Source organism: Pseudomonas fluorescens, assembly GCF_902497785.1.
Taxonomy (GTDB): Bacteria; Pseudomonadota; Gammaproteobacteria; order Pseudomonadales; family Pseudomonadaceae; genus Aquipseudomonas; species Aquipseudomonas fluorescens_BO.
Window position 1 is genome coordinate 78115 of the sequence record NZ_CABVHK010000024.1, and the last position, 22927, is coordinate 101041.

At 60.2% G+C, this 22927-nt stretch carries 23 protein-coding genes; 8 read left to right on the forward strand and 15 right to left on the reverse strand.

The window, feature by feature from the left end; all coding sequences use genetic code 11:
- Window positions 1–12: 12 nt before the first annotated feature.
- The 4 genes from F8N62_RS28360 to F8N62_RS28375 form a co-directional block, all read right to left on the reverse strand.
- Entirely contained in the window at window positions 13–1188 is a 1176-nt protein-coding gene (locus F8N62_RS28360) for an L-rhamnonate dehydratase (RefSeq protein WP_064679200.1), read from the reverse strand.
- A gap of 382 nt (window positions 1189–1570) precedes the next feature.
- Window positions 1571–2575: a 4-hydroxythreonine-4-phosphate dehydrogenase PdxA gene (locus F8N62_RS28365; protein WP_150713783.1), complete on the reverse strand. Its 1005-nt coding sequence runs from the start codon at window positions 2573–2575 to the stop codon at window positions 1571–1573.
- Window positions 2572–3528 carry an amidohydrolase family protein gene (locus F8N62_RS28370; protein ID WP_150713784.1) on the reverse strand — a complete coding sequence of 319 codons (957 nt, stop codon included), beginning with the start codon at window positions 3526–3528 and terminating at the stop codon, window positions 2572–2574. The genes F8N62_RS28365 and F8N62_RS28370 overlap by 4 nt, the downstream gene beginning before the upstream one ends.
- On the reverse strand, window positions 3521–4861 hold the full coding sequence (locus F8N62_RS28375; RefSeq protein WP_150713785.1) for an MFS transporter: 1341 nt from the start codon (window positions 4859–4861) through the stop codon (window positions 3521–3523). The genes F8N62_RS28370 and F8N62_RS28375 overlap by 8 nt, the downstream gene beginning before the upstream one ends.
- Window positions 4862–5239: 378 nt before the next feature.
- Between F8N62_RS28375 and F8N62_RS28380 the strand changes: the two genes are divergently transcribed.
- The 4 genes from F8N62_RS28380 (at window position 5240) to F8N62_RS28395 (ending at window position 9379) form a co-directional block, all read left to right on the forward strand.
- On the forward strand, window positions 5240–6256 hold the full coding sequence (locus F8N62_RS28380) for a Bug family tripartite tricarboxylate transporter substrate binding protein (protein ID WP_150713786.1): 1017 nt from the start codon (window positions 5240–5242) through the stop codon (window positions 6254–6256).
- Between the two features lie 52 nt (window positions 6257–6308).
- Window positions 6309–6842, forward strand: coding sequence for a tripartite tricarboxylate transporter TctB family protein (locus F8N62_RS28385; protein ID WP_150713787.1), 534 nt, complete (start codon window positions 6309–6311; stop codon window positions 6840–6842).
- Window positions 6839–8368, forward strand: a complete 1530-nt coding sequence (locus tag F8N62_RS28390; protein WP_150713788.1) for a tripartite tricarboxylate transporter permease — start codon at window positions 6839–6841, stop codon at window positions 8366–8368. The genes F8N62_RS28385 and F8N62_RS28390 overlap by 4 nt, the downstream gene beginning before the upstream one ends.
- 69 nt (window positions 8369–8437) lie before the next feature.
- Entirely contained in the window at window positions 8438–9379 is a 942-nt protein-coding gene (locus F8N62_RS28395) for a LysR family transcriptional regulator (protein ID WP_150713789.1), read from the forward strand.
- 227 nt (window positions 9380–9606) lie between these two features.
- Here the strand turns inward: F8N62_RS28395 and F8N62_RS28405 are convergent, their stop codons facing one another.
- Window positions 9607–10545, reverse strand: a complete 939-nt coding sequence (locus F8N62_RS28405; RefSeq protein ID WP_150713791.1) for an aspartyl/asparaginyl beta-hydroxylase domain-containing protein — start codon at window positions 10543–10545, stop codon at window positions 9607–9609.
- A gap of 245 nt (window positions 10546–10790) precedes the next feature.
- A complete protein-coding gene (gene cysK / locus F8N62_RS28410) occupies window positions 10791–11765 on the reverse strand; it encodes a cysteine synthase A (protein ID WP_150713792.1) in 975 nt (324 codons plus the stop codon).
- 127 nt (window positions 11766–11892) lie between these two features.
- Here cysK and F8N62_RS28415 point away from each other — a divergent pair, with 127 nt between their 5' ends.
- Entirely contained in the window at window positions 11893–12969 is a 1077-nt protein-coding gene (locus F8N62_RS28415; protein WP_150713793.1) for a DUF748 domain-containing protein, read from the forward strand.
- Here F8N62_RS28415 and F8N62_RS28420 read toward each other — a convergent pair.
- Entirely contained in the window at window positions 12966–13469 is a 504-nt protein-coding gene (locus F8N62_RS28420; protein ID WP_150713794.1) for a DUF2442 domain-containing protein, read from the reverse strand. The genes F8N62_RS28415 and F8N62_RS28420 overlap by 4 nt on opposite strands.
- Entirely contained in the window at window positions 13457–13687 is a 231-nt protein-coding gene (locus tag F8N62_RS28425; RefSeq protein ID WP_150713795.1) for a DUF4160 domain-containing protein, read from the reverse strand. Before F8N62_RS28425 ends, F8N62_RS28420 begins: the two co-directional genes overlap by 13 nt.
- Before the next feature lie 200 nt (window positions 13688–13887).
- On the opposite strand from F8N62_RS28425, the gene F8N62_RS28430 reads away from it, so the two are divergent.
- Together F8N62_RS28430 and F8N62_RS28435 are read left to right on the forward strand one after the other, a co-directional pair.
- Window positions 13888–14733 (forward strand): AAA family ATPase, encoded by an 846-nt coding sequence (locus tag F8N62_RS28430; RefSeq protein WP_150713796.1) that lies wholly within the window; start codon window positions 13888–13890, stop codon window positions 14731–14733.
- 36 nt (window positions 14734–14769) lie between these two features.
- On the forward strand, window positions 14770–15948 hold the full coding sequence (locus F8N62_RS28435; protein WP_150713797.1) for a vWA domain-containing protein: 1179 nt from the start codon (window positions 14770–14772) through the stop codon (window positions 15946–15948).
- Between the two features lie 120 nt (window positions 15949–16068).
- Here the strand turns inward: F8N62_RS28435 and F8N62_RS28440 are convergent, their stop codons facing one another.
- From F8N62_RS28440 to F8N62_RS28455, 4 genes are read right to left on the reverse strand one after another with little or no spacing between them, the layout of a single operon-like run.
- On the reverse strand, window positions 16069–16995 hold the full coding sequence (locus F8N62_RS28440; protein WP_150713798.1) for a biotin-dependent carboxyltransferase family protein: 927 nt from the start codon (window positions 16993–16995) through the stop codon (window positions 16069–16071).
- On the reverse strand, window positions 16992–17696 hold the full coding sequence (locus tag F8N62_RS28445) for a 5-oxoprolinase subunit B family protein (protein WP_150713799.1): 705 nt from the start codon (window positions 17694–17696) through the stop codon (window positions 16992–16994). Before F8N62_RS28445 ends, F8N62_RS28440 begins: the two co-directional genes overlap by 4 nt.
- Window positions 17693–18445, reverse strand: a complete 753-nt coding sequence (locus F8N62_RS28450; RefSeq protein ID WP_150713800.1) for a 5-oxoprolinase subunit PxpA — start codon at window positions 18443–18445, stop codon at window positions 17693–17695. Before F8N62_RS28450 ends, F8N62_RS28445 begins: the two co-directional genes overlap by 4 nt.
- Window positions 18446–18489: 44 nt before the next feature.
- Window positions 18490–19776: an MFS transporter gene (locus tag F8N62_RS28455; RefSeq protein ID WP_150713801.1), complete on the reverse strand. Its 1287-nt coding sequence runs from the start codon at window positions 19774–19776 to the stop codon at window positions 18490–18492.
- Between the two features lie 149 nt (window positions 19777–19925).
- On the opposite strand from F8N62_RS28455, the gene F8N62_RS28460 reads away from it, so the two are divergent.
- Window positions 19926–20840, forward strand: a complete 915-nt coding sequence (locus F8N62_RS28460; RefSeq protein ID WP_150713802.1) for a LysR family transcriptional regulator — start codon at window positions 19926–19928, stop codon at window positions 20838–20840.
- A 117-nt stretch (window positions 20841–20957) separates the two neighbouring features.
- Here the strand turns inward: F8N62_RS28460 and F8N62_RS28465 are convergent, their stop codons facing one another.
- Genes F8N62_RS28465 through F8N62_RS28475 form a run of 3 tightly spaced genes read right to left on the reverse strand, consistent with a single transcriptional unit; the run spans window position 20958 to window position 22817 of the window.
- Entirely contained in the window at window positions 20958–21500 is a 543-nt protein-coding gene (locus F8N62_RS28465; RefSeq protein WP_150713803.1) for a DUF2937 family protein, read from the reverse strand.
- Window positions 21501–21512: 12 nt separating this feature from the next.
- Window positions 21513–22289 (reverse strand): class II glutamine amidotransferase, encoded by a 777-nt coding sequence (locus F8N62_RS28470; RefSeq protein ID WP_150713804.1) that lies wholly within the window; start codon window positions 22287–22289, stop codon window positions 21513–21515.
- Window positions 22290–22319: 30 nt separating this feature from the next.
- A complete protein-coding gene (locus tag F8N62_RS28475; RefSeq protein WP_150713805.1) occupies window positions 22320–22817 on the reverse strand; it encodes an MFS transporter in 498 nt (165 codons plus the stop codon).
- Window positions 22818–22927: the final 110 nt, after the last annotated feature.

A 22927-nucleotide genomic window follows, 5' to 3' on the forward strand; every position in this document is an offset into this window, starting at 1 on the left:
AGGGATTGAGGGTCACTCGATGATGTTGAAGTCGCTCAAGTACTCATCGGAAATTTCCAGTCCCAGACCCGGCTTGTCGTCGTCCAGCTGGATGTAGCCGTTGACCGGTTGCGGCTCGCCCTTGAACACGTAGTAGAACAGTTCGTTGCCGACTTCAACGTCGAACACCGGGAAGAACTCGGCCATCGGCGAGGCGGTGGTGGACATGGTCAGGTGATAGTTATGCATTTGCCCGGCGTGGGGGATGACCGGCACCGACCAGGCTTCGGCCATGGCGTTGATTTTGCGCGCGGCTGTGATGCCGCCGACACGGTTGGTGTCGTACTGGATCACGTCGATGGCGCGGCGTTCCAGCAGGTCCTTGAAGCCGTAGGACGTGAACTCGTGCTCGCCGCCGGAGATCGGCATGATCCCCATTTTCTTCAGCTCGATGTAGCCTTCGATGTCGTCGGCGATCACCGGTTCTTCAAGCCAGCGCGGTTCGAACTCGGCAAGTTTGGGCAACATGCGGCGCGCGTATTCCAGGGTCCAGCCCATGTAGCACTCGAGCATGATGTCGATGTCCGGGCCGGCCAGTTCACGCAGGGCGCGCACTTGTTCGATGTTCTTGCGCATGCCTGCCGGGCCGTCCTTCGGGCCGTAGCCGAAGCGCATTTTCAGCGCGGTGAAACCCTGGTTCAGATAGCCCTGGGCTTCTTCGAGGAACAGGTCGAGGTTGTCGTTGGCGTAGAGCTTAGAGGCGTAGGTCCAGATCTTTTCCTTGGTGCGCCCGCCAAGCAATTTGAACACCGGTTTGTTGACGGCTTTGCCCATGATGTCCCAGATCGCGATGTCGATCGCCGAGATCGCCGCCATGCCGATGCCTTTGCGGCCCCAGGCGTGGCTCTGGCGGTACATTTTCTGCCAGATGTATTCGTTGTCGAACGGGTCTTCGCCAATGGCGATCGGCGCGAGGTAGGTGTCGATGATTTCCTTGGCCACCCGTGGCGCGAGGGCGCAGTTACCGATGCCGACAAGGCCGGTATCGGTCTCGACTTCCACCACCAGCCAGCCGTGGAAACGGAACGAGCCCATGGCGTCGCCGCGTTCGAACAGGATGTCGCTGGCGTTGGTGCAGAAGTGCGCTTGCGGCGGAACGACTTTGCCTTTCCACTCGAAAACGCGGGTACGGATTGCTTTGATTTTCATGGGTACGAATTCCTTGCGCTGCCGGCTTTTTGTAGTTGTTTGAGTCGTGTGCGCAGAGCCCCTCGGACGCGGGTGACTGGCATTCGATGGAGCGACTTTAGCCAGCGCCCGGGGGTGGCGGATAATCACTTATGCACATCCATCGATAACCTGGGGTGATCGCTATGACGAGTTCTCAGGTAGATCGGGTTATCAGCCGCCAAACAAAAAAGATCGCAGCCTTCGGCAGCTCCTACAGGTGAATGCGATCCCTGTAGGAGCTGCCGAAGGCTGCGATCTTTTGATCTCCCGCGTTCCGTAGGAGCTGCCGAAGGCTGCGATCTTTTGATCTCCTGCGTTCCGTAGGAGCTGCCGAAGGCTGCGATCTTTTGATCTCCTGCGTTTAGTAGCTGTTAGTACCCATCCGGCAGGCGATTTCGAAGGCCTGGCGGATTGCGCCGGGGTTCGCCTTGCCCTGGCCGGCGATATCAAACGCGGTGCCGTGGGCCGGCGTGGTGATCGGGATCGGCAGGCCGCCCTGCACCGTCACGCCACGGGAGAAACCCATCAACTTGATCGCGATCTGCCCCTGGTCGTGATACATCGTCACCACGGCGTCAAACGCGCTGGCATCGCCTTGCACCTTGAGAAAAATCGTGTCGCCGGGATACGGCCCTTCCGCCGCAATCCCCAACGCCTGCGCCGAGCGTACCGCCGGACCAATGATGTCCAGCTCTTCGCGACCGAACGAGCCGTTGTCGCCGTTGTGCGGGTTCAAGCCGCACACGCCGATGCGCGGTTTTTCCAGTCCGTTGCGTTTGAGGGCGGTGTCGATCAACTGGATCGCTTCCACCACCCGCGCTTGTGTGAGCATGCCCGGCACCTCGGCCAGCGCCACGTGTGAGGTCACTCGCGAGGTCCAGAGGTTGTCGAGCACGTTGAACTCGCAGAACGGCCCGTGGAAATCCAGCAGTTCGGCAAACCAGTGCAGCTCATCGTTGTGGGCCATGCCGGCCATGTGCAGCGAGGTCTTGTTCAACGGCCCGAACAAGATGGCATCGGTGGTACCGGACTCGGTCAGGCGCAGGGCTTTTTCCAGGGTGTCGAGGCTGTAGCGACCGCCGATGACACTGGCTTCACTGCGCGGAAACTCACCGAGGGTGTCGCCGCGAAAGTCATAGAACAGCGGCGTGTCATCGACAAACGACAGCTGCTCCAGCGACTCGACACGCCGGTACGGAAACTCGACGCCGGCGATGCGCATGCCGCGCTGCATTTCCGCCTCGTCCGCAATCAGGATCACGTTGGCCTGACTGCGCACCGCGGGCTCCGCGAGCAGGCGTGCGATCAGTTCCGGGCCAATGCCCGCCGGGTCACCCAGGACCATGGCGATGGTTGTCTTGTTCATGCTTTACTCCTCAAGGGTTCGGGCCATGTACGGTCAATGGCGCAAGGCTCGCAGCGGTAAACCCGCTGCGCGTTGCTGTAGAACAGTTGCTCCTGATCCGCTGTGGGCAGGTCAGCAACAATGGATTTGAAACCGCTGTAGATGTCGTCGAACGAGCCGCACAGGCTGTCCACCGGAAAGTTGCTGGCAAACATCACCCGCGCCGCGCCGAACATGGCGATCACTTCGCGCACGATCCAGGCGTTGTCCTTGGCGCGCCATGCTCGACCTGCAAGGCCAAGACCGGAAATTTTCACCTGCACGTTCGGCCACTCCGCCAGTCGCGCCATTGCCCGACGCCAACCGGCCAGGCCTTCGGCGCTGCGGTCATTAGGCAACCCGGCGTGGTTCAGGATCAGCGTGGTGCCGGGAAAATCCCGGGCCAGACGCTCGGCTTCGTGCAGGTTCCACCAAGGGGTCTGCAAATCGAAATGCAGCCCCAAGCCTTGCAGCGCGGCGTAACTGCGGCGCCACTGCTCGTCGCTCATCAGGCTGCGCACATGCCCGACTTGCGCCGGCGACGTCGGCCCGCCGGGTTTGTGGCGAACGCTGCGCACACACTTGAAACTGGCTTGCTCGGCGAGCACTGCAATGGCGTCCGGGTGATCGAGCCAGGCTTGCGCGACGATCGCATTGGGCACCCCGTAGCGGGCGGCGAGTTGCTCGATGAAGCGGGTCTCGCCGATCGGGTCCTGCGGGTCCCATTCGGTCTCGATGTACACGGTTTTCACGACTTTGTGCGCACCGGCATCGGCGAAGTAATCGTCGGGGTAATAGCGCCGTTTGATCGCGCTGTAATCGCCGTAGCGAAACGCAATGTTGGCCTCGGGCGCGAGCCACGGATGGTGATTGATCGTCGGGTCCCAGAAGTGGTGATGGGCGTCGATGATCGGGCCGTCATACGTTTTAGTCATGCCGCACCTCGTCGAGGCTGATGAACAACGTAGCGAACACGAAGACCGCCGAGCACGCGGCGAAGAAGCCCAGCACCGGGGCAAAACCACCGGACACTTGCAGGATCACACCGACCAGAATCGGCACTGCAATCCCGCCGGTGCTGCCGGCCATGTTCATCACGCCGCCGATCAGCCCGACCCGAGCAGGCGCCGCCAAGAGCGCAGGAAAGCTCCAATAGAGGCTGCCCCACATCAGGAAAAACGCGGTCATGGCCAACAACGCCACGGCCGCAAAAGGGTTGCTCAAGGTGGGCAGCAGCAGGAACGCGCCGAGGGCCACCAGCCCGGAAAAAGCCAGCAGGCTCTTGACCGCGACACCGCGACTGACGCCTTTGCGGATCAGCCCGTCGCAGAGGAAACCGCCGGTCAACGACCCCAGCGCACCGCAGACGAAAATCACGAAAGTCGCGGCGCCAATACCCTTGATATCGAAGCCACGCGCCTGCGCCAGGTAACTCGGGCCCCAGGTCAGCAGCCCGAAATACACCATCGCCCAACTGGCGCGGCCAATCAGCAAACCGCTCAGGGAACGCGGCGCAATGCCCAGCCCTTTGACCGGCACACGGGCCGCTTCGGCGGCAGGGGTGGCGCGGCCGGCATTAATCTTTTCCAGCTCCCCGGCGTTCACTTGCGGGTGGCTGGCCGGGTCGTCGCGCAGATAACGCCGTGCCAGCCACGCCAGCACCAGCGTCGCAATGCCGGCGATCACAAAGGCCAGGCGCCACGAATCAAGCGATGCGATCAGATAAGCAATGATCAACCCGCCGAGCGCCACGCCCAACGGGCTGCCACTGTCCATCAACACTGCGCCGCGACTGCGTTCGCTGGGTGCCAGCCACAGTGAGATCAGCTTGCCGCCGGACGGGAATAAAGGCGCCTCTGCCGCACCGAGGGCGACCCGGGCAAACAACAATGACAAGCCGCCCGTCGCGAAAGCTGCCAGCACCTGGAAGGTGCCCCACAACCCGGTGGACCAACTGATCACCCGGTGCGGCCCGAAGCGGTCGATCATCCAGCCGCCGGGAATCTGCAGCAATGCGTAGGCCCAGAAAAAGCTGCTGAGGATCAGCCCTTGCATGCTCGGCGACAGGGAAAATTCATGGGCGATGGTCGGCATCGCAATGGACAGCGACACCCGGTCGATCAGGTTGACCATGGTCAGCGCGAAGATGATCGCGAAGATCCGCCAGCGCACGCTGCTGGCTTTGGTGGTGCCGGTCAGCGGTGTGGCCGCTGCCGTTGGCTGAACATCTGCGGCGGGCAGATGCAGGGAAGCACTGGGACGAGCCATGGTGCGTACCTCGGTTTATTATTTTTGTGGGTGCAGCAATGCCGCGTTTTTACGGTGTTGATGGGCACTATCGAAGGCCCAGTGATAACCGTCTAATCAAAACTTGAAATAAGGCGATAGCCTCGGGTTATGGCACACCCTGCTTTCAGGACGCTTTCACTGTTCCACCAACGCCTCGTCTTTCGCCGCGAACGGCTCTAGCGCAAAGCTTTTGCAGATCCACTGATTTTCATCCGGCGCCTGCTATAACCCCAGGCTATCGGTGTATGTATTGTTTTGACTAGACGCGGCGGCGGAGGCTTCCCACACTCAGGCCAGGCTTGCAGCTTTACCGCTCCGACAAGTCACTCATAACAACTACAAAAACGAGGCCCTTCCATGCGAAATGCATTCGTCCGTCGCACTTCCCGTCTGTTTCTTGGTTGCTCGCTGGTCGCCGCCGGCGCCCTTCCTGCTCTCGCCAGCGCCGCCTGGCAGCCGGACAAGAACGTCGAAATCGTCGTCGCTGGCGGCCCCGGTGGCGGCACCGACCAACTCGGCCGTTTGATCCAGTCGATCATCACCACCCACAAGTTCCTCGACGTCAATACCATCGTCCTCAACAAGGGTGGCGGCAACGGCGCCGAAGCATTCCTCGACCTGAAGATGAACAAGGGCGATCCGGAAAAACTGGTGATCGGCACCAACAACATCTACCTGCTGCCGCTGGTGTCGAAGCTTGGTTACCAATGGCAGGAACTGACCCCTGTCGCCGCCGTGGCCGAGGACGACTTCATTCTCTGGAGCTACAAGGACGCGCCGTGGAAGGACGCCAAAGGTTTCTATGAAGCGGCCAAGGCCGATCCGTCGAAGTTGCGCATGGGCGGCAGCCAGTCCAAGGATGTCGATCAGACCCTGACCCTGCTGCTGAACCAGACCAACAACAGCAAACTGGTGTACATCCCGTTCAAGAGCGGCAGCGAAGCCGCGACCCAACTGGCCGGCAAACACATCGCCGCCAACGTCAACAACCCCAGCGAAAGCATCAGCCAATGGCGCGGCGATCAGGTCGAACCGCTGTGCGTCTTCAGTAAAGAGCGCATGAGCTATACCGAGAAGGTCGCTGGCGACAAATCCTGGGCCGATGTGCCGACCTGCCACGAACAGGGTCTGGGCATCGATCAGTACCGCTTCCCGCGTACCGTGTTCATGCCCGGCGAAGTCACCGCCGAACAGCGCGCGTTCTATGTCGAGCTGATGCGCAAAGTCACCGAGACCCCGGAGTTCAAGGCGTACGTCAAGCAGAACGCGCTGGTGCCGACCTTCCTCGAAGGCGAGCCGCTGACCGCCTACATCGAGAAAGACACCGCCCGCGTCACCCCGGTGTTCAAAGAAGCCGGCTGGCTGAAAAACTGAGTTGCCGACGGCCGTCCGCGTGCGCACGGCCGTCACCTCTGGAGGTGCTTTCATGTCCCATTCTTCGGATTCACCGGCGCTGGTCGGTACCCGCTGGATCGAACTCGGCCTGGCTGTCTTCACCGCGCTGATCGGCGTGGTGGTGATGTTCGGCAGTGTCGAACAAGGTATCGGCTGGGGCGATTCCGGCCCCGAGCCGGGTTACTTCCCCTTTTACATCGGCCTGATGCTCAGCGCCGCGAGCGTGGCCAACGGCGTGTTGACCGTGGTGCGCTGGCACGCGTTGAGTATTGCCTTCGTCAGTCGCAGCGCGTTCAGGCAAGTGCTGTCGGTGTTTATCCCGATTGCGCTGTTTGTCGGCGCCATGCCGTTCACCGGCATCTACGTGGCGTCGGCCTGCTTCATCGCCTGGTTCATGTGGCGTGACAGGGTGCGCGACAAACCTTACAGCAAGTGGATGATTGCCACCGTCGCCCTCGGTGCGGTGCTCGCCAGCTACCTGATTTTTGCGCTGTGGTTCAAGGTCCCGCTGGATGACGGCCCGTTGGGCGACTGGATAACTCTGGCCGGGAGAAGCTTCAAATGAGCGAATTCGATTCCCTGCTGCAAGGCATGAACCTGATCCTGACCCCGGGCCACATCGGCCTGATGGTGATCGGCGTGCTGCTGGGCATTCTGGTCGGCGTACTGCCCGGCCTCGGCGCCCCCAACGGCGTGGCGTTGCTGCTGCCGCTGACGTTCACCATGTCGCCAGTGTCGGCGATCATTCTGCTGTCGTGCATGTATTGGGGCGCGCTGTTCGGCGGCTCGATCACCTCGATTCTGTTCAACATTCCTGGTGAGCCGTCATCGGTGGCGACCACCTTCGACGGCTACCCGATGGCCCGCGAAGGCCGCGCCGCCGAAGCGTTGACCGCGGCGTTCAGTTCGGCATTGATCGGCGCGCTGGCCGGGGTGTTGCTACTGACCTTTCTGTCGACAAAAATTGCCGCGTTTGCCATGTCATTCAGCTCGCCGGAATTCTTCGCGGTGTACCTGTTGGCGTTCTGCACCTTCATCGGCATGAGCAAGAACCCGCCGCTGAAAACCGTGGTGGCGATGATGATCGGTTTTGCCATGGCGGCGGTCGGCATGGACACCGTGTCCGGCAACCTGCGCCTGACCTTCGATCAGCCGACGCTGATGACCGGGATCAGTTTCGAGGTGGCGGTGATCGGCCTGTTCGGCATCGGCGAAATCCTCTGCACGGTCGAGGAAGGCCTGGTGTTTCGCGGTGAACATGCGCGCATTACGCCGATGGTGATTCTGCGCACCTGGGCCAAGTTGCCGCGTTACTGGTGGACGATTCTGCGCAGCACGCTGGTCGGTTGCTGGATGGGCATCACGCCGGGCGGGCCGACTGCGGCGTCGTTCATGAGCTACAGCCTGGCGCGGCGCTTCTCGAAGAATCGCGAGAACTTCGGCAAGGGTGAACTCGAAGGCGTGATCGCCCCGGAAACCGCCGACCACGCGGCCGGCACCAGTGCCCTGCTGCCGATGCTGACCCTGGGCATTCCCGGTTCGGCGACCGCTGCGGTGATGCTCGGTGGCTTGATGATCTGGGGCCTGCACCCCGGCCCGACGCTGTTCGTCGAGCAACATGATTTTGTCTGGGGCCTGATCGCGAGCATGTACCTGGGCAACGTGGTGAGCCTGATCGTGGTGTTGGCCACCGTGCCGCTGTTCGCCTCGATCCTGCGCATTCCGTTCTCGATCATTGCGCCGATCATCATCATGGTCTGCGCCATCGGTGCCTACTCGGTGCACAACTCGTTCTTCGACGTCGTGCTGATGCTGAGCTTTGGTGCGCTGGGTTATTTGTTCAAGAAGCTCGGTTACCCGATTGCGCCGCTGGTGTTGGCGGCGGTGTTGGGCGACAAGGCTGAAGACGCGTTCCGTCAATCGATGCTGTTCTCTGACGGCCACTTGGGGATTTTCTGGTCCAACCCATTGGTCGGGTGCCTGACCACCGCGGCGCTGCTGATGCTGTTCTGGCCGCTGATTTCCAAGGCACTGGGCGCCCTGCTCGGCTTGCGTAAACCCCACGTCGCCAAGCCCAAATCGGTGCTGTGACACAGCAATGCTGGCAACGCCTGACATTTGTTGTCAGGCTTGCCGCAGTCTTTTTCGCGAGCGCGGCCCATGACCCGAATTCCAGAAGCCAACGTAATCCACAGCCGACTGCGTCTGCGCCAACTGCGGCTGATGCTGGCATTGCAAGAGTTCGGCTCCCTGCGCCGCGCCGCCGACCACATCGGCATGACCCAACCGGCTGCGACCAAGATGCTCCACGAAGCCGAGGATTTGCTCGGCGTCGAGCTCTTCGAACGCTTGCCTCGGGGCATGCGCTCCACCCCGTTCGGGGAAACCGTCATTTACTACGCGCGCATGGTGTTTGCCGAACTGAGCGGCATGCGCGAAGAACTGGTGGCACTCGAATCCGGCAATTTGGGGCGGGTCGCGGTCGGCGCCATTCCGGCACTGGCCTCGGGTTTGCTGACGCGCACCATCGCGACCTTGAAGCAAAGCCATCCACGGTTGTCGATGAGCATCCAGGTGGATACCAGCGACGTGCTGGTGCAGGCCTTGCTGCAGGATCAACTGGATATCGTGCTGGGCCGGATTCCGGTAGGCGCACGGGCGGAAGAGTTGCTGTTCGACAGCCTCGGTGAAGAAGCCTTGTGCGTAATTGCCGGTGCGCAGAATCCGTTGGCGAAGGAGAAAAACCTGAGCTGGGCCGAGTTGCAGAACATGACCTGGGTGCTGCAACAACAGCCGAGCCCGATGCGCGCGATCATCAATCAGGTGTTTCACAATGCGCGGGTCGACATTCCCAGCAGCATCGTCGAAACCACCTCGATCATGACCTTGCTGTCGTTGATCCAGCAGACCGACATGCTGGGCGTCACGCCGGTGTCGGTGGTCGAAGATTATCCGGGCCGCGATTTGCTGGCGGTGTTGCCGATCAAGTTTGAAGCGCGACTGCCGCCCTATGGGTTGATTACCCGGCGACACAGGATTCAGTCGTCGGCGATGCAGGCGTTCATGAATTCAGTGCGGGCGGAGCATGCGTTGACCAAGTAAAGCAGGGCCGTTGTTTCGGTAACGGCCGCCATTGGTCCCGCTTTTCACGGCCGGGAACGGCAACAATTGTAGGAGCGAGCTTGCTCGCGAAAAACCTCCGGACAACGCGATCATTCAGACAGCACGCGATATCGTTGTCGTCCATCGCGAGCAATCGAGCGTCGACCGGCTGCTCCTACAGGGGGCCGCGTAAGGCTGAACCAGCAGTTCGGCTGGTCCGCCCGCTTTTAAGCAACCAACCAATACCCCAACAACGTCAACACCACCACCGCCAGCACTGGCCGCAACACGCGGTAGGCCCTGGGGTTACGCCGCTTCCACTGTCTGACCACGCCACTGACCTGGTCGCTGGAACGCTTGCTCCAGGCGTAAGCCTTGTTGATCCCGCCCACCCGCTCGTCGTTCAGGTTCTGCGGTGCCGTGGCGCGACCGAGGCAGGCGCTGATCCAGCGGTTGATGCGAGTCATCAGGCGATTGCTCAACGGGCGTTCAACGTCGCAAAACAGAATCACCCGGGTCTCTCCGGTTTCATTCTTGACCCAGTGAACATAGGTCTCATCGAACATCACATCTTCGCCATCGCGCCAGGCATAAATCTGGCCATCGACGAAAATGCGGCAATCGTCAGAGTTGGGCGTGGACAGCCCCAGGTGATACCGCAACGAACCGGCGAACGGGTCACGGTGCGGGTTGAGATGACTGCCGCCCGGCAGCAACGCAAACATGGCGCCTTTGATACTGGGAATGCTGCTGACCAGTGCGACGGTTTTCGGGCACAGGGCCTGAGCCGATGGCAGAGGTTTGTCGTACCACTTCAGATAAAAACGCTTCCAGCCTTTTTTGAAAAACGAGCCGAAACCTGCGTCGTTATTCCCTTCGGCAGCGCGGATATAACCCTCGTCGAACAGGTGCATGGCTTCGTCGCGAATGACTTCCCAGTTGTCCCTCAGCACATCCAGTTCAGGAAATTTTCTGCGGTCCAGATACGGCCTGGACGGCACGCTGGAAAACACATACATCAACGCGTTATAGGGTGCGAACAATGCTGAATGATTGACGAACTGCCGCAAAACCGGCAAACGCGCCTTGCCGCGCAAATGCACATAGAGGGTACTGCCGAAGAACAGCAGCAACAGCGATGCCTTTGCGGCAAAGGAAAAGGTCATCAACAACTCCTTGATAAGAAACAACTCTGCACAACGCCATGTACCCGACGTTGCAGGCGAGCATGATAAACACTGCCCGCCGCGGGAAATACCCGCCTCACTCAACATTCAGTGTTGAGGAAAATGTAATAAAGCCCTTCTTATCACAGGTCACCTGAACGGGGGCTGACGTGAATCAGCCCCGACAACTAGTTGCAGATCGAATCAAAAGATCGTCCGAACGCGGCCCGAGCCTCCGGCAGCTCCTACTGCTGATTTTCCTGCTCGGTAAACAAGTCACTGAAAAGCATGCTCGACAGGTACCGTTCCCCGGAGTCCGGCAGAATGACCACGATGGTCTTGCCCTGCATTTCCGGGGTTTCCGCCAGGCGCACGGCCACCGCCATCGCAGCGCCGCAGGAAATGCCGCACAAAATGCCTTCTTCCTGCATCAAGCGCAGTGCCATGGCCTTGGACTCGTCGTCGGTGACCAGCTCCACCCGGTCGACGATCGACAGGTCGAGGTTTTTCGGGACAAATCCGGCTCCGATGCCCTGGATCTTGTGCGGGCTGGGTTTGATCTCTTCACCGGCCAGCGCTTGAGTGATCACCGGAGACACTACCGGCTCGACCGCCACCGAGATAATCGGTTTGCCCTGGGTATTCTTGATATACCGCGAGACCCCGGTAATGGTGCCGCCCGTTCCGACGCCTGCCACCAGCACATCAACCGCGCCGTCGGTGTCGTTCCAGATTTCCGGTCCAGTGGTTTTTTCGTGGATGGCCGGGTTGGCCGGGTTTTCGAACTGCGCCGGCATGAAGTAAGTGGACGGGTCGCTGGCGACGATTTCAGCGGCTTTTTCAATGGCGCCTTTCATCCCCTTCGCAGGCTCGGTCAACACCAGTTCGGCGCCCAGCGCCTTCAGCACTTTGCGACGTTCGATGCTCATGGACGCGGGCATGGTCAGCATCAACTTGTAACCGCGCGCTGCGGCGACGAAGGCCAGGCCAATGCCGGTATTGCCGGAAGTGGGTTCAACGATCGTCATGCCGGGCTTGAGTTTGCCGGTGCTTTCGGCGTCCCAGATCATGTTTGCGCCGATTCGACACTTGACCGAATACCCGGGGTTGCGCCCCTCGATCTTGGCGAGGATGGTCACGCCACGCGGCGCAATCCGGTTGATCTGCACCAGCGGCGTATTACCGATGGAATGAGCGTTGTCAGCAAAAATACGACTCATGGCTGGGTCCTTATGCAGCGTTGAATTAGCCCTTCACGGTATGCCTGTTGCCCGTGGTCGTCCAGTCAGGTCGAACGTCCGCTGACCACCGTAGTCAATGGTCTTACATCGCTGGAGATTTGCCATCATGAAACGTCGATACAGCTGGCCCTTGTGGATCCTCGCCGGTCTCGTTGTGCTATTGATTGCCTTGCATATCGCCCTGCCCTACCTGGTGCGTGACTATCTGAACGACAAGCTCGCCGACATGGGCGACTACCGTGGCCAGATCACCGACGTGGACCTGGCCTGGTGGCGCGGCGCCTACAAAATCAACGGGCTGAAAATCGTCAAGGTCGACGGCAAGGTCCCCGTGCCGTTCGTCAACGCGCCGCTGATCGACCTGTCCGTCAGTTGGCACTCGCTGTGGTCCGATCACGCCGTGGTCGCCAAGGTGCAGTTCTTCAACCCAGAGGTGAACTTCGTCGACGGCGGCGCCAACAAGAAAAATTCGCAGACCGGTCAAGGCACCGACTGGCGTGCACAATTGAGCAAACTGGCGCCGATCACCCTCGACGAAGTGCGAATTTACGACGGCAAAATCACGTTTCGGAATTTCAATTCAAAGCCTCCCGTGAACATGAACGCCACCGAGGTCAATGCGAGCATTTACAACCTGACCAACGTCGTCGACAAAGAAGGCAAGCGCGACGCGCGCTTTGAAGGCAAAGCACTGCTGCTGGGACACGCGCCCCTGGAAACCACGGCGACGTTTGATCCGTTAAGTAACTTTGAAGAGTTCGAATTCCGCCTGCGAGCCAAAAACATCGAACTCAAACGCATGAATGACTTTGCTTCGGCTTATGGCAAATTCGATTTCAACGCGGGCCATGGTGATGTGGTGATTGAAGCGCAAGCCAAAAAGGCCAAATTGACCGGCTACATCAAACCGCTGCTTAAAGACGTCGATGTATTCGACTGGCAACAGGATGTGGAAAACAAGGATAAAGGGATTTTTCGCTCCATTTGGGAAGCCATTGTCGGGGGCTCCGAAACCGTGCTGAAAAACCAGGGCAAAAACCAGTTTGCGACGCGAGTGGCACTGAGCGGCAATGTGCATCGACAGGACATCAACGCGTTCGAGGCGTTTTTGCAGATTTTGCGTAACGGTTTCATTCAGGCATTCAATGCCCGATACGAGCGGTCGAAGCCTGAGGCCGGCTAAGGTTTGCGCGTCACGGTGTAACGGCCGGTTTCTTCGGCCGCTCTCGCCGTGCCTGATTGCTGCTGCAAGGAGTCCCAGCCCAGGCAGGCCAGCGCCAGCGAACGCGGCACGGTTTCGCGGCCACTGCTGTAGCGGGTGATGCTGCGGGCGCTAACGCCTAACGCCTCGGCCGCCTGATTGAGCGGCAACCCGGTGCGGGCACGCCAGTCGATAAAGATCCGGGTATTCTCGTCCGCGGCGTTTTGCGCGAGCGCATCCAGATACAAGGTGTCTGCGCCAATCTGGATATCCAGCTCAGGCCACTCGACGCTCCAGCCATCATCGCCCAGGGTTGCACCTTGGAAGGCGCCACGCTCGAGCAATGGCTGCAATCCCGGGTAAGCCTGCAAGTCACCGCTCAAATCGAGGGTCAGTTGCTGACCGTCGATAAACGTCAGCGCCAGCCGGTAATCCTGTAATGCCTGCACGGCAGACAGCCGTGGTCGTTTCATGGGTAGCATCGTTTCCACTCCTCCAGCAATTGCGCTTGATGGGCCCTGACCCATTGCTGCGCTTCCCTGATTATCAACGGCGGCGCTCTCCCGACCATCACCTCGACAGTTTCCAGGCTGAGCATTACATCCAGCCCGCCACCGGTCAGGTGAACATGGGGCGGCGGATGATCCTTCTCTCGCAGTTGAATGCGGTACGTATCGCGAAATCGGTATTTAGTAGACATGCCCCGCAAGCTATAGCCAAAATGGCGATAGCTCAATACTGGCCAGCCGCCGAGACTGAGTCAAGATGTGACGCTCTATTCAGAGACTGAATAAGCCGTCTGCGTTCACAGTCGACAGGGCATCGCGTTATAGTCGGGTACTACAATTATTGCGCCCCGCCCTGCCCGTCAGGACGGCGTTACCGTTCGAGGATTAGCAGATGAAGTTCGAAGGCACCCAGGCCTACGTCGCCACCGATGACCTGAAGCTGGCGGTCAACGCCGCCATCACCCTGGAGCGTCCGCTGCTGGTCAAGGGCGAGCCGGGCACTGGCAAGACCATGCTCGCCGAGCAACTGGCCGAGTCCTTCGGCGCCAAGCTGATCACCTGGCACATCAAGTCCACGACCAAGGCCCACCAAGGCCTTTACGAGTACGACGCCGTCAGCCGGCTGCGCGATTCGCAGCTGGGCACGGAAAAGGTCCACGACGTGCGCAACTACCTGAAAAAGGGCAAGCTCTGGGAGGCATTCGAGTCTGATGAGCGAGTGATTCTGCTGATCGACGAGATCGACAAGGCCGACATCGAGTTCCCCAACGACCTGCTGCAAGAACTCGACAAGATGGAGTTCTACGTCTACGAAATCGACGAGACCATCAAGGCCAAAAAGCGCCCGATCATCATCATTACCTCCAACAACGAAAAAGAGCTGCCTGACGCGTTCCTGCGCCGCTGCTTCTTCCATTACATCGCCTTCCCGGATCGCGTGACATTGCAGAAGATCGTCGACGTGCATTACCCGGACATCAAGAAGGATTTGGTCAGCGAAGCGCTGGACGTGTTCTTCGACGTGCGCAAGGTGCCAGGCTTGAAGAAGAAGCCCTCGACTTCCGAACTGGTGGACTGGCTGAAACTGCTGATGGCCGACAACATTGGCGAAGCGGTGCTGCGCGAACGCGATCCAACCAAGGCGATTCCACCGCTGGCCGGTGCGTTGGTCAAGAACGAGCAGGACGTGCAACTGCTTGAGCGCCTGGCGTTCATGAGCCGTCGCGGCACTCGCTAAGCTCTGCTTTTTTTAACAAAAGCGGGGGCTAACGCCATGCTGCTCAATCTGTTCAATGAAATGCGCGCAGCCAAGGTTCCGGTCTCGGTGCGCGAATTGCTGGACCTGATCAACGCGCTGAAACAGCGCGTGACCTTCGCCGACATGGACGAGTTCTATTACCTGTCCCGGGCGATCCTGGTGAAGGACGAAAAGCATTTCGACAAGTTCGACCGGGCGTTCGGGGCCTACTTCAACGGCCTGGAAAAGCTCGACGACCATCTTCAGGCGTTGATTCCTGAAGACTGGTTGCGCAAGGAATTCGAGCGCTCGCTGACCGACGAAGAGCGCGCGGCGATCCAGTCTCTCGGTGGCCTCGACAAACTGATTGAAGAGTTCAAGAAACGCCTCGAAGAACAAAAGGAACGCCACGCCGGCGGCAACAAGTGGATCGGCACCGGTGGCACCAGCCCGTTCGGTTCCGGTGGCTTCAACCCGGAAGGGATACGGGTCGGCGATGCCGGCAAGCGCCAGGGCAAGGCGGTCAAGGTCTGGGACCAGCGCGAGTACAAGAACCTCGACGATTCGGTGGAACTGGGCACGCGCAACATCAAGGTCGCCTTGCGTCGCCTGCGTAAATTCGCCCGTCAGGGTGCGGCTGAAGAACTGGACATCGACGGCACCATCGACCACACCGCTAAAGATGCCGGTCTGCTGAACATTCAGATGCGGCCGGAGCGGCGCAACACCGTCAAGCTGTTGCTGCTGTTCGACATCGGCGGCTCGATGGATGCGCACGTGAAAATCTGCGAGGAGCTGTTCTCGGCCTGCAAGACCGAGTTCAAGCATCTGGAGTATTTCTACTTCCACAACTTCATTTATGAATCGGTGTGGAAGAACAACATGCGCCGCACCTCTGAGCGCACGTCGACCCAGGACCTGCTGCACAAGTACGGTGCCGACTACAAAGTGATATTCATTGGCGACGCGGCAATGGCGCCTTACGAAATCACCCAGGCCGGCGGCAGCGTCGAGCATTGGAACGAAGAAGCCGGTTATGTGTGGATGCAGCGGTTCAAGGAAAAGTACAAGAAGCTGATCTGGATTAACCCGTACCCGAAAGACACGTGGAGCTACACGTCGTCGACCAACATTGTGCGGGATTTGATTGATGATCAGATGTACCCGCTGACGTTGCGGGGGCTTGAGGAAGGGATGCGGTTTCTTTCCAAGTAATCCCGGGTGACTTGTCGATCGCTTTCGCGAGCAAGCTCGCTCCCACAGTTGATCTTCGGCGAACACATAATTTGTGTACAACTGAATTCCACGGTGGGAGCGAGCCTGCTCGCGAAGCTTCTAACGGTCCGAAAACCTGCGCAAATACTCGATGTGTTGCCGATGCGCCACGTCCTGCACCACCGGCCGCAACCTCACCTTCGCCCCCGGCAAACACTGCGCCAGCCGCGCCAGCGCTAACGGCGTCAACGCCCCCAAGCGCGGATAACCACCAATCGTCTGCCGGTCATTGAGCAACACAATCGGCTGCCCGTCCGGTGGCACTTGAAGCGCGCCGAGCGGGATACCTTCGGAAATCATCGGTTTGCCTTGGTATTCAAGCGCCGTCCCCAGCAGGCGGATACCCATGCGATCGGCCCGGCTGTCGAGGGTCCAGACGCTGTTGAATGCATCGAACAGACTCTGCCCGCTGAACTCACCGATCTGCGCGCCGATCACCAGGTCCAGTGGTGAATCGAGCTTGAAATCCGGCACCTGCTCAAAGGGCAACTCGCGCGTCAGCAGCGGCGCATCAGTGGCGTAACTCAAGGTTGCGCCTTCGACCAATGCGCGGCCCATACCGTCCAGCCCGCCCAACTCTTCACGCAGCACCGTCGCACTGCTGCCCAAGACTTTCGGCGCATCAAACCCGCCCGGTGCCGCGAGGTAAGCCCGCGCCCCCAGCAGTGGTTGAGTGAATCGCAAGCGCTGACCTTTGCGCAGCTTGAAACTGCGCCACGGCGCGAGCGCCTGACCGTCCAGTTGCGCGCCCAGATCTGCCCCGGCCAGCGCCAGCAAGCAATCATCCTCAGCGAGCACGCTAAATCCGCCCAAGGTGATTTCGACCACGGGCGCATCCAGCTCGTTGCCCAGCAAACTGTTCGCCCACGACATCGATCGCCAATCCAGCGCCCCGCCCTGAGTCACGCCCAGATGCCGCACGCCAAAACGCCCGGCATCCTGCAACAGGCACAACGGTGTACTCGCTTCAATCGATAGACGGCTCATGCCTGCGCCTCCAGTGGCGTGTCGTCACCGCCCAGGTTGATGAACTCGGCGTGGCTGACCGCTTCGAAGCGCACGGTGTCGCCCGGTTGCATCAGGCTGTAGCCGTCGCGTTCGCGGTCGAACAGCCGGGCGGGGGTGCGCCCGATCAGGTTCCAGCCGCCGGGGGACACTACGGGGTAAGCAGCGGTCTGCCGCTCGGCGATGCCCACGCTACCGGCCGCGACTTTTTTGCGTGGCGTATTCAGACGCGGCGCCGCCAGCACTTCTTCCACCAGCCCCATAAAGGCAAAACCCGGCGCGAAGCCCAAGGCGAACACCTGATACTCGCGCCCGCTGTGGCGACGGATCACCTCGTCCACCGTCAGTCCGCTGCGTTGTGACAACAAGCTCAACTCCGGGCCGACGCTCAGGTCATACCAGACCGGCAGCACATGACACTGACCGCCGGTGCGGGTGTTGGGCGACAGATCGATCAAGGCGCTGGAGATCAACTCCCGCGCCTGAGCCGGACTCAAGGCAGTCAGCTCGTAATGCACCATCAACGTCGTATACGACGGCACCAGATCAATCAAATGAGCACCGAACGCCGCACGCAGGTTTTCACTGGCAGCGAGCATCCACGGCATGTTGGCTTCGGCAATGTCATCGAACAGACGCACCATCAGGCAATCCAGCGCGACCACCTCTATGCGCAGTTTCATGGTGCGCTCTGCTGATCGAGGGCTTCGCGAATCCGGCGCACGGCCGCCACCGAACTGGCGTTGTCGCCGTGTACGCACAGGGTGTTGGCCTGCAAGTGCAAGGCGCTGCCGTCGCTGGCGGTGAGGGGGTCGCCACGGGCAATGGTCAGTGCCTGTTCAATGATTGTTTGCGGATCGTGATGCACCGCGCCCGGCAGTTGTCGCGAAACCAGTCTGCCGGCGCTGTCGTAGGCGCGATCGGCGAAAGCTTCGAACCACAGCGTCACGCCGTATTCGTCGCCCAATTGCTGCGCAGCGCTGTTGTCGCGAGTGGCCATCAGCATCAGCGGCAAGGTCCGGTCATAAGACGCGACGGCTTGCAGGACGGCGCGTAATTGCGCGGGGTTGGCCATCATGTCGTTGTACATCGCGCCGTGGGGTTTGACGTAACTGACGCGTCCGCCCTGAGCCCGGCACAGGCCGTCGAGGGCGCCGATCTGGTAATGCAGGATGTCTTGAAGTTCCTGGGCGGTATACGCCATGGAACGCCGGCCGAAACCGACCAGATCCTGATAGGCCGGATGCGCGCCGATCTGCACGCCGTTGCCCAGGGCCAGGCTGACGGTCTTGCGCATGATGCTCGGGTCGCCGGCGTGGAAGCCGCAGGCGATGTTGGCGCAATCGATGAAGGGCATGACTTCCGCGTCCAGACCCATGGTCCACTGACCGAAACTCTCGCCGATGTCGCAATTCAATAGCAGGCGGCTCACGGTGAACACTCCTGTAGGTTTTATTCTTTTCAGATGTCGGCAGATTACTGCGCATCCAGTTGCTTGCCACGGGTTTCCGGCAAACTCAGTGCCGCGAGTATCACAACCCCGTAGGAAATTGCCGCAAACGCCCCGATGCCCACGCTTAACGGCACCTTCTGACTGAGCAAGCCGATCAGCAGCGGAAACAACGCCGCCAGCGCCCGGCCGATGTTGTAACAAAAGCCCTGGCCGGAACCGCGGATCCGCGTCGGAAACAGCTCGGTCAAAAACGCGCCCATGCCGCTGAAAATCCCCGAAGCGAAGAAGCCCAAAGGAAAGCCCAGCCACAGCATCACGCCATTGCTGACCGGCAATTGGGTGTAGAGCAGCACGATGGTGAATGAGCCGACGGCGAACAGAATGAAATTTTTCTTACGGCCAAGGATGTCAGTCAAATAGGCGCTGATCACGTACCCGACGTAGGAACCGACGATCACCATCGCCAGATAACCGCCCGTGCCGAGTACGCTCAAGCCGCGTTCGTTCTTCAGAAAGGTCGGCAGCCAGGAGGTGATTGCGTAGTAACCGCCGAGTGCGCCGGTGGTCAGCACCGAAGCGCGGATCGTGGTGAAGAGGATGCCGGGGGCAAAAATCTCATAGAATTTCGCCGGGTTGCTCGGTTCCTGTCGGGCTTTGGCTTCGCGATAAATCTCCGGGTCCTTGACCAGGCGCCGGACGAAAATCACGAAAATAGCCGGCACGATGCCGAGGATGAACAGCGCGCGCCAGGCATCTTCGGGAGGCAATACCGAGAACAGCAGCGCATACAAAATCGCCGTCAGCCCCCATCCCAGCGCCCAACCCGATTGCACCATGCCCACCGCTTTGCCGCGGTCCTTGGCACGAATCACTTCGCCCATCAACACCGCGCCGGCGGTCCACTCACCGCCGAAGCCGAAACCCATCAAGGTGCGGCTGATCAGCAGTTGTTCATAGTTTTGTGCGAAGCCACAGAGGAAGGTGAAGAAGGCAAACCACAGCACCGTCAGTTGCAGGGTGCGTACGCGCCCGATGCGGTCGGAGAGAATCCCCGCCACCCAGCCGCCGATGGCCGAGGCGATCAGTGTGCTGGTGTGAATCAACCCTGCTTCGCCGGTGGTGATGCCCCACATCGCAATCAGGGTCGGCACCACGAAGCTGAGCATCTGGGTGTCCATGCCGTCCAGGCCGTAGCCGATCTTGCAGCTCCAGAACGTTCGGCGCTCCTGCTGATTGATGTTGCGGTACCAGTCGAAAGGTCCCGGCCGAGCGGTGGCTTTCGGGGTGAAGGGGGTGTCGGGCGCACTCATGGCAAAAGTCTCCGCGCAAATTTTATTGGTATTGTTCTGAGCCCCGACGACGCCTATCGTGGGAACCGGATGGCCTGATTTTTGGGCGCCCGGCCCTGCTGCGTCCAACTAATAAAACCCCGGCCTAGGCATAAGAAAAAGTTGATTCCATGAACCTGAAGTTTCTCGAGACCTTTGTCTGGGTCGCCCGACTCAAGAGTTTCCGCCTGACCGCAGACAAGCTCTTCACCACCCAGGCGTCGATTTCCAGTCGCATCGCCGTGCTTGAAGGCGAGCTCGGAGTGAAGCTGTTTTTGCGTGACTCGCGCGGCGTGAGCCTGACGCCCGAAGGCTTGAAAGTGCTCGAATACGCCGAGCAAATGATGGACACCATGCAGGCGCTCAAGCAGTCGATCGAGACGCGTTCGAGCAAGGTCGGACGGGTGCGGATCGGTGTGATGGACACGGTGATTCACACGTGGTTGAGCCCGTTGGTGGCGCAAATGATGGACCACTATCCTTTAGTTGAAATCGAGCTGGTGGCCGATACTGCGCTGAACCTCTGCGATCAGCTGCAAAAAGGCTTCCTCGATCTGATCCTGCAAACCGACCTGCTGCGCCAGGAAAGCGTGCGCAGCCTGGAGCTGGCGAGTCATCCAATGGGCTGGATCGTCGCCAGCAACTCGATCTACAACCGCGAGTACGCCGGCATTACCGACCTGGCGCGGGAACGCATCATTACTTACTCGAAAAACTCCCATCCCCATCAAGACATTCTTGCGCTGATGCAGGCCAACGGCGTCCTGACGCCAAGGCTCAACTGCGTGAATTCGGTGTCGGCGATTACCCGGCTGCTGCGCGACGGCTTCGGCATCGGCGCGTTGCCGCCGGTACTGGTGGCCGAGGAGCTGGCGCGGGGGGAATTGACCTTGCTGGCCATCGACCAACGGCCACCGGACTTGCAAGTGGTGGTGTCGTGGCGCATCGGGGTGGAATGGGTCGAGGAGATTGTGGCGTTGTGTCAGCAGGTGCTGGAGGGGTATGCGCGCAAGGTGGGTGAAAACTACATCACCCTGGCTGATTGATCACATCCTGTGGAGAGGGGATTTATCCCCGTTGGGCAGCGAAGCGGCCCCAAAAAATGGGACTGCTCCGCAGTCCAACGGGGATAAATCCCCTCGCCACAAGTAACACGCCAATCGTTAGAGCCCGCGCACGTCGCGGTCTTCAATCGGCCGGCTCTGGCGCAGGCGTTTGCCGCCCAGCACCACCCAGTCGATCAGCCGGAACAGGCATTCGATCCCGAAGGACAGCAACAACGCGCCGCTCATGCCCCAGATCATCGCTTGCGGGGTCAGCAGGATCTGGTAGCTGTAGCCGTTCCAGGTTTCCTTGCGAATATCCGGGTCGGCAGCCAGCACCACTTGCAGGAAACGGATGTACCACGGGCCTTGCATCGCCTGGTGTTGCTTATCGAGCGCGAGCTGACGGGTGAGCAGGTTACTCAGGCTGTCGGCATCGCTGCGAAAAATCGGGTCTTCGCTGGCGCGGTAATGGGCGACCAAGGCCTGCATGTCACCCTTGAAGAACTGATTGGCCGTGCCTTGAAACCCGCTCAAACCGGTCTGCGCCTCAATCAGATGCGCTTCGATGCGCTGGGCGTAATCGTTGATAAACCCCGGCACCTGGACACCGATCAACAGGCCCGCCGCGAATAACACCAGCCGTAGATAACTGAGCAACATGGGGCGCAATCCTTATTCGGTCTTGCCCTGGCTGACGCATTCACCGCGTCGCCAGAGGCTCCATTGGCCCGGTTCGTAGCGGGTCCAGGTTTCGTTTTCGGTCAGGGGTTCGGTGGCGATCACGGTGACCACGTCGTTGGGCGTGGTTTCCGCCTGGAAATCGACGATCACATCGACATCCTTCAAGCGCGCCGGGCCAAACGGGGCACGGCGGGTAATCTGCGCCAGTTTGGTGGAGCAATAGCAGAACAGCCAGTCGCCGTCGCTGAGCAGGCAATTGAACACGCCTTTGCTGCGGTATTCGGCGCAGGCTGCGACCAGGTCCGGCAACAATGCTTCGATGTCGACCGGCTCGGGAAACGCTGCGCGCACGCGGTTGAGCAAATCGCAAAAGGCCGCTTCGCTGTCGGTGTCGCCGACCGGGCGGTAAAAACTCTTGATCGGTTCAAACTCCGCCAACTGGCCGTTATGCGCGAAGCACCAGTTGCGACCCCACAGTTCGCGCACAAACGGATGGGTGTTGGACAGGCAGACCTTGCCGACGTTGGCCTGGCGGATGTGGCCGATCACCACTTCGCTCTTGATCGGATAGCGCTGCACCAGGTTCGCGACTTCCGACTCGCAGCTGGCCGCCGGGTCCTGGAACAGGCGCAGGCCACGGCCTTCATAGAATGCGATGCCCCAACCGTCACGGTGCGGGCCGGTGCGGCCGCCGCGTTGCATCAGCCCGGTGAAGCTGAACACGATATCGGTCGGGACATTGGCGCTCATGCCCAATAACTCACACATGCTCGGATTCTCTGAAAGGCAGGGGCAAGGTTACAAACGCGGTTCGACCCGCATGCGCTGGGGATTGCTCGGGACTGGCGGGCGACCGTAGCGATCATCGCCGGCACCGCCGAAAGGATGATCCTCTTCAGGCTCGTCGGCCCGGACCGCAGCCTTGGCGGCGGCGGTGCGCTCCTTGCGGGCGTTGGAGGCGCGTTCGAGCGGGAAACGAATCGCCACGAACACCAGGTAGATACCGAAGGCGATCATGCCGTACATCAACAGATCGGAAACCGCCCGCCAGGCGTTGTTGCCGACTTTGAACGCCAGGTCCAAAGCGGTAATGGCGATAGCCGGGGCGACTTTTTCCTTCACCGGATCAATGATGGTCGGGCTGAACAGCAACACCGCCACCAGCAGTCGCAGCGGCTCGCGCAGCCAGCGCCACATCCAGCGGGTCATGCGCATCCACACCAACAGGCAGCCCAAAGCGGCAAAGGCGTAAAGGCCCCAAGCGATCAGATAGTCGTTCTCGGTCATGGTGTCCATGGCAAGGCAGGCAAAGAGGCGCTTATAGTAACGACTTTTCGCACAGCAGGCTTGCACCAATGGCTGTTGGGCAGACACCGAACCTGTGGGAGCGAGCTTGGTCTGGGCGG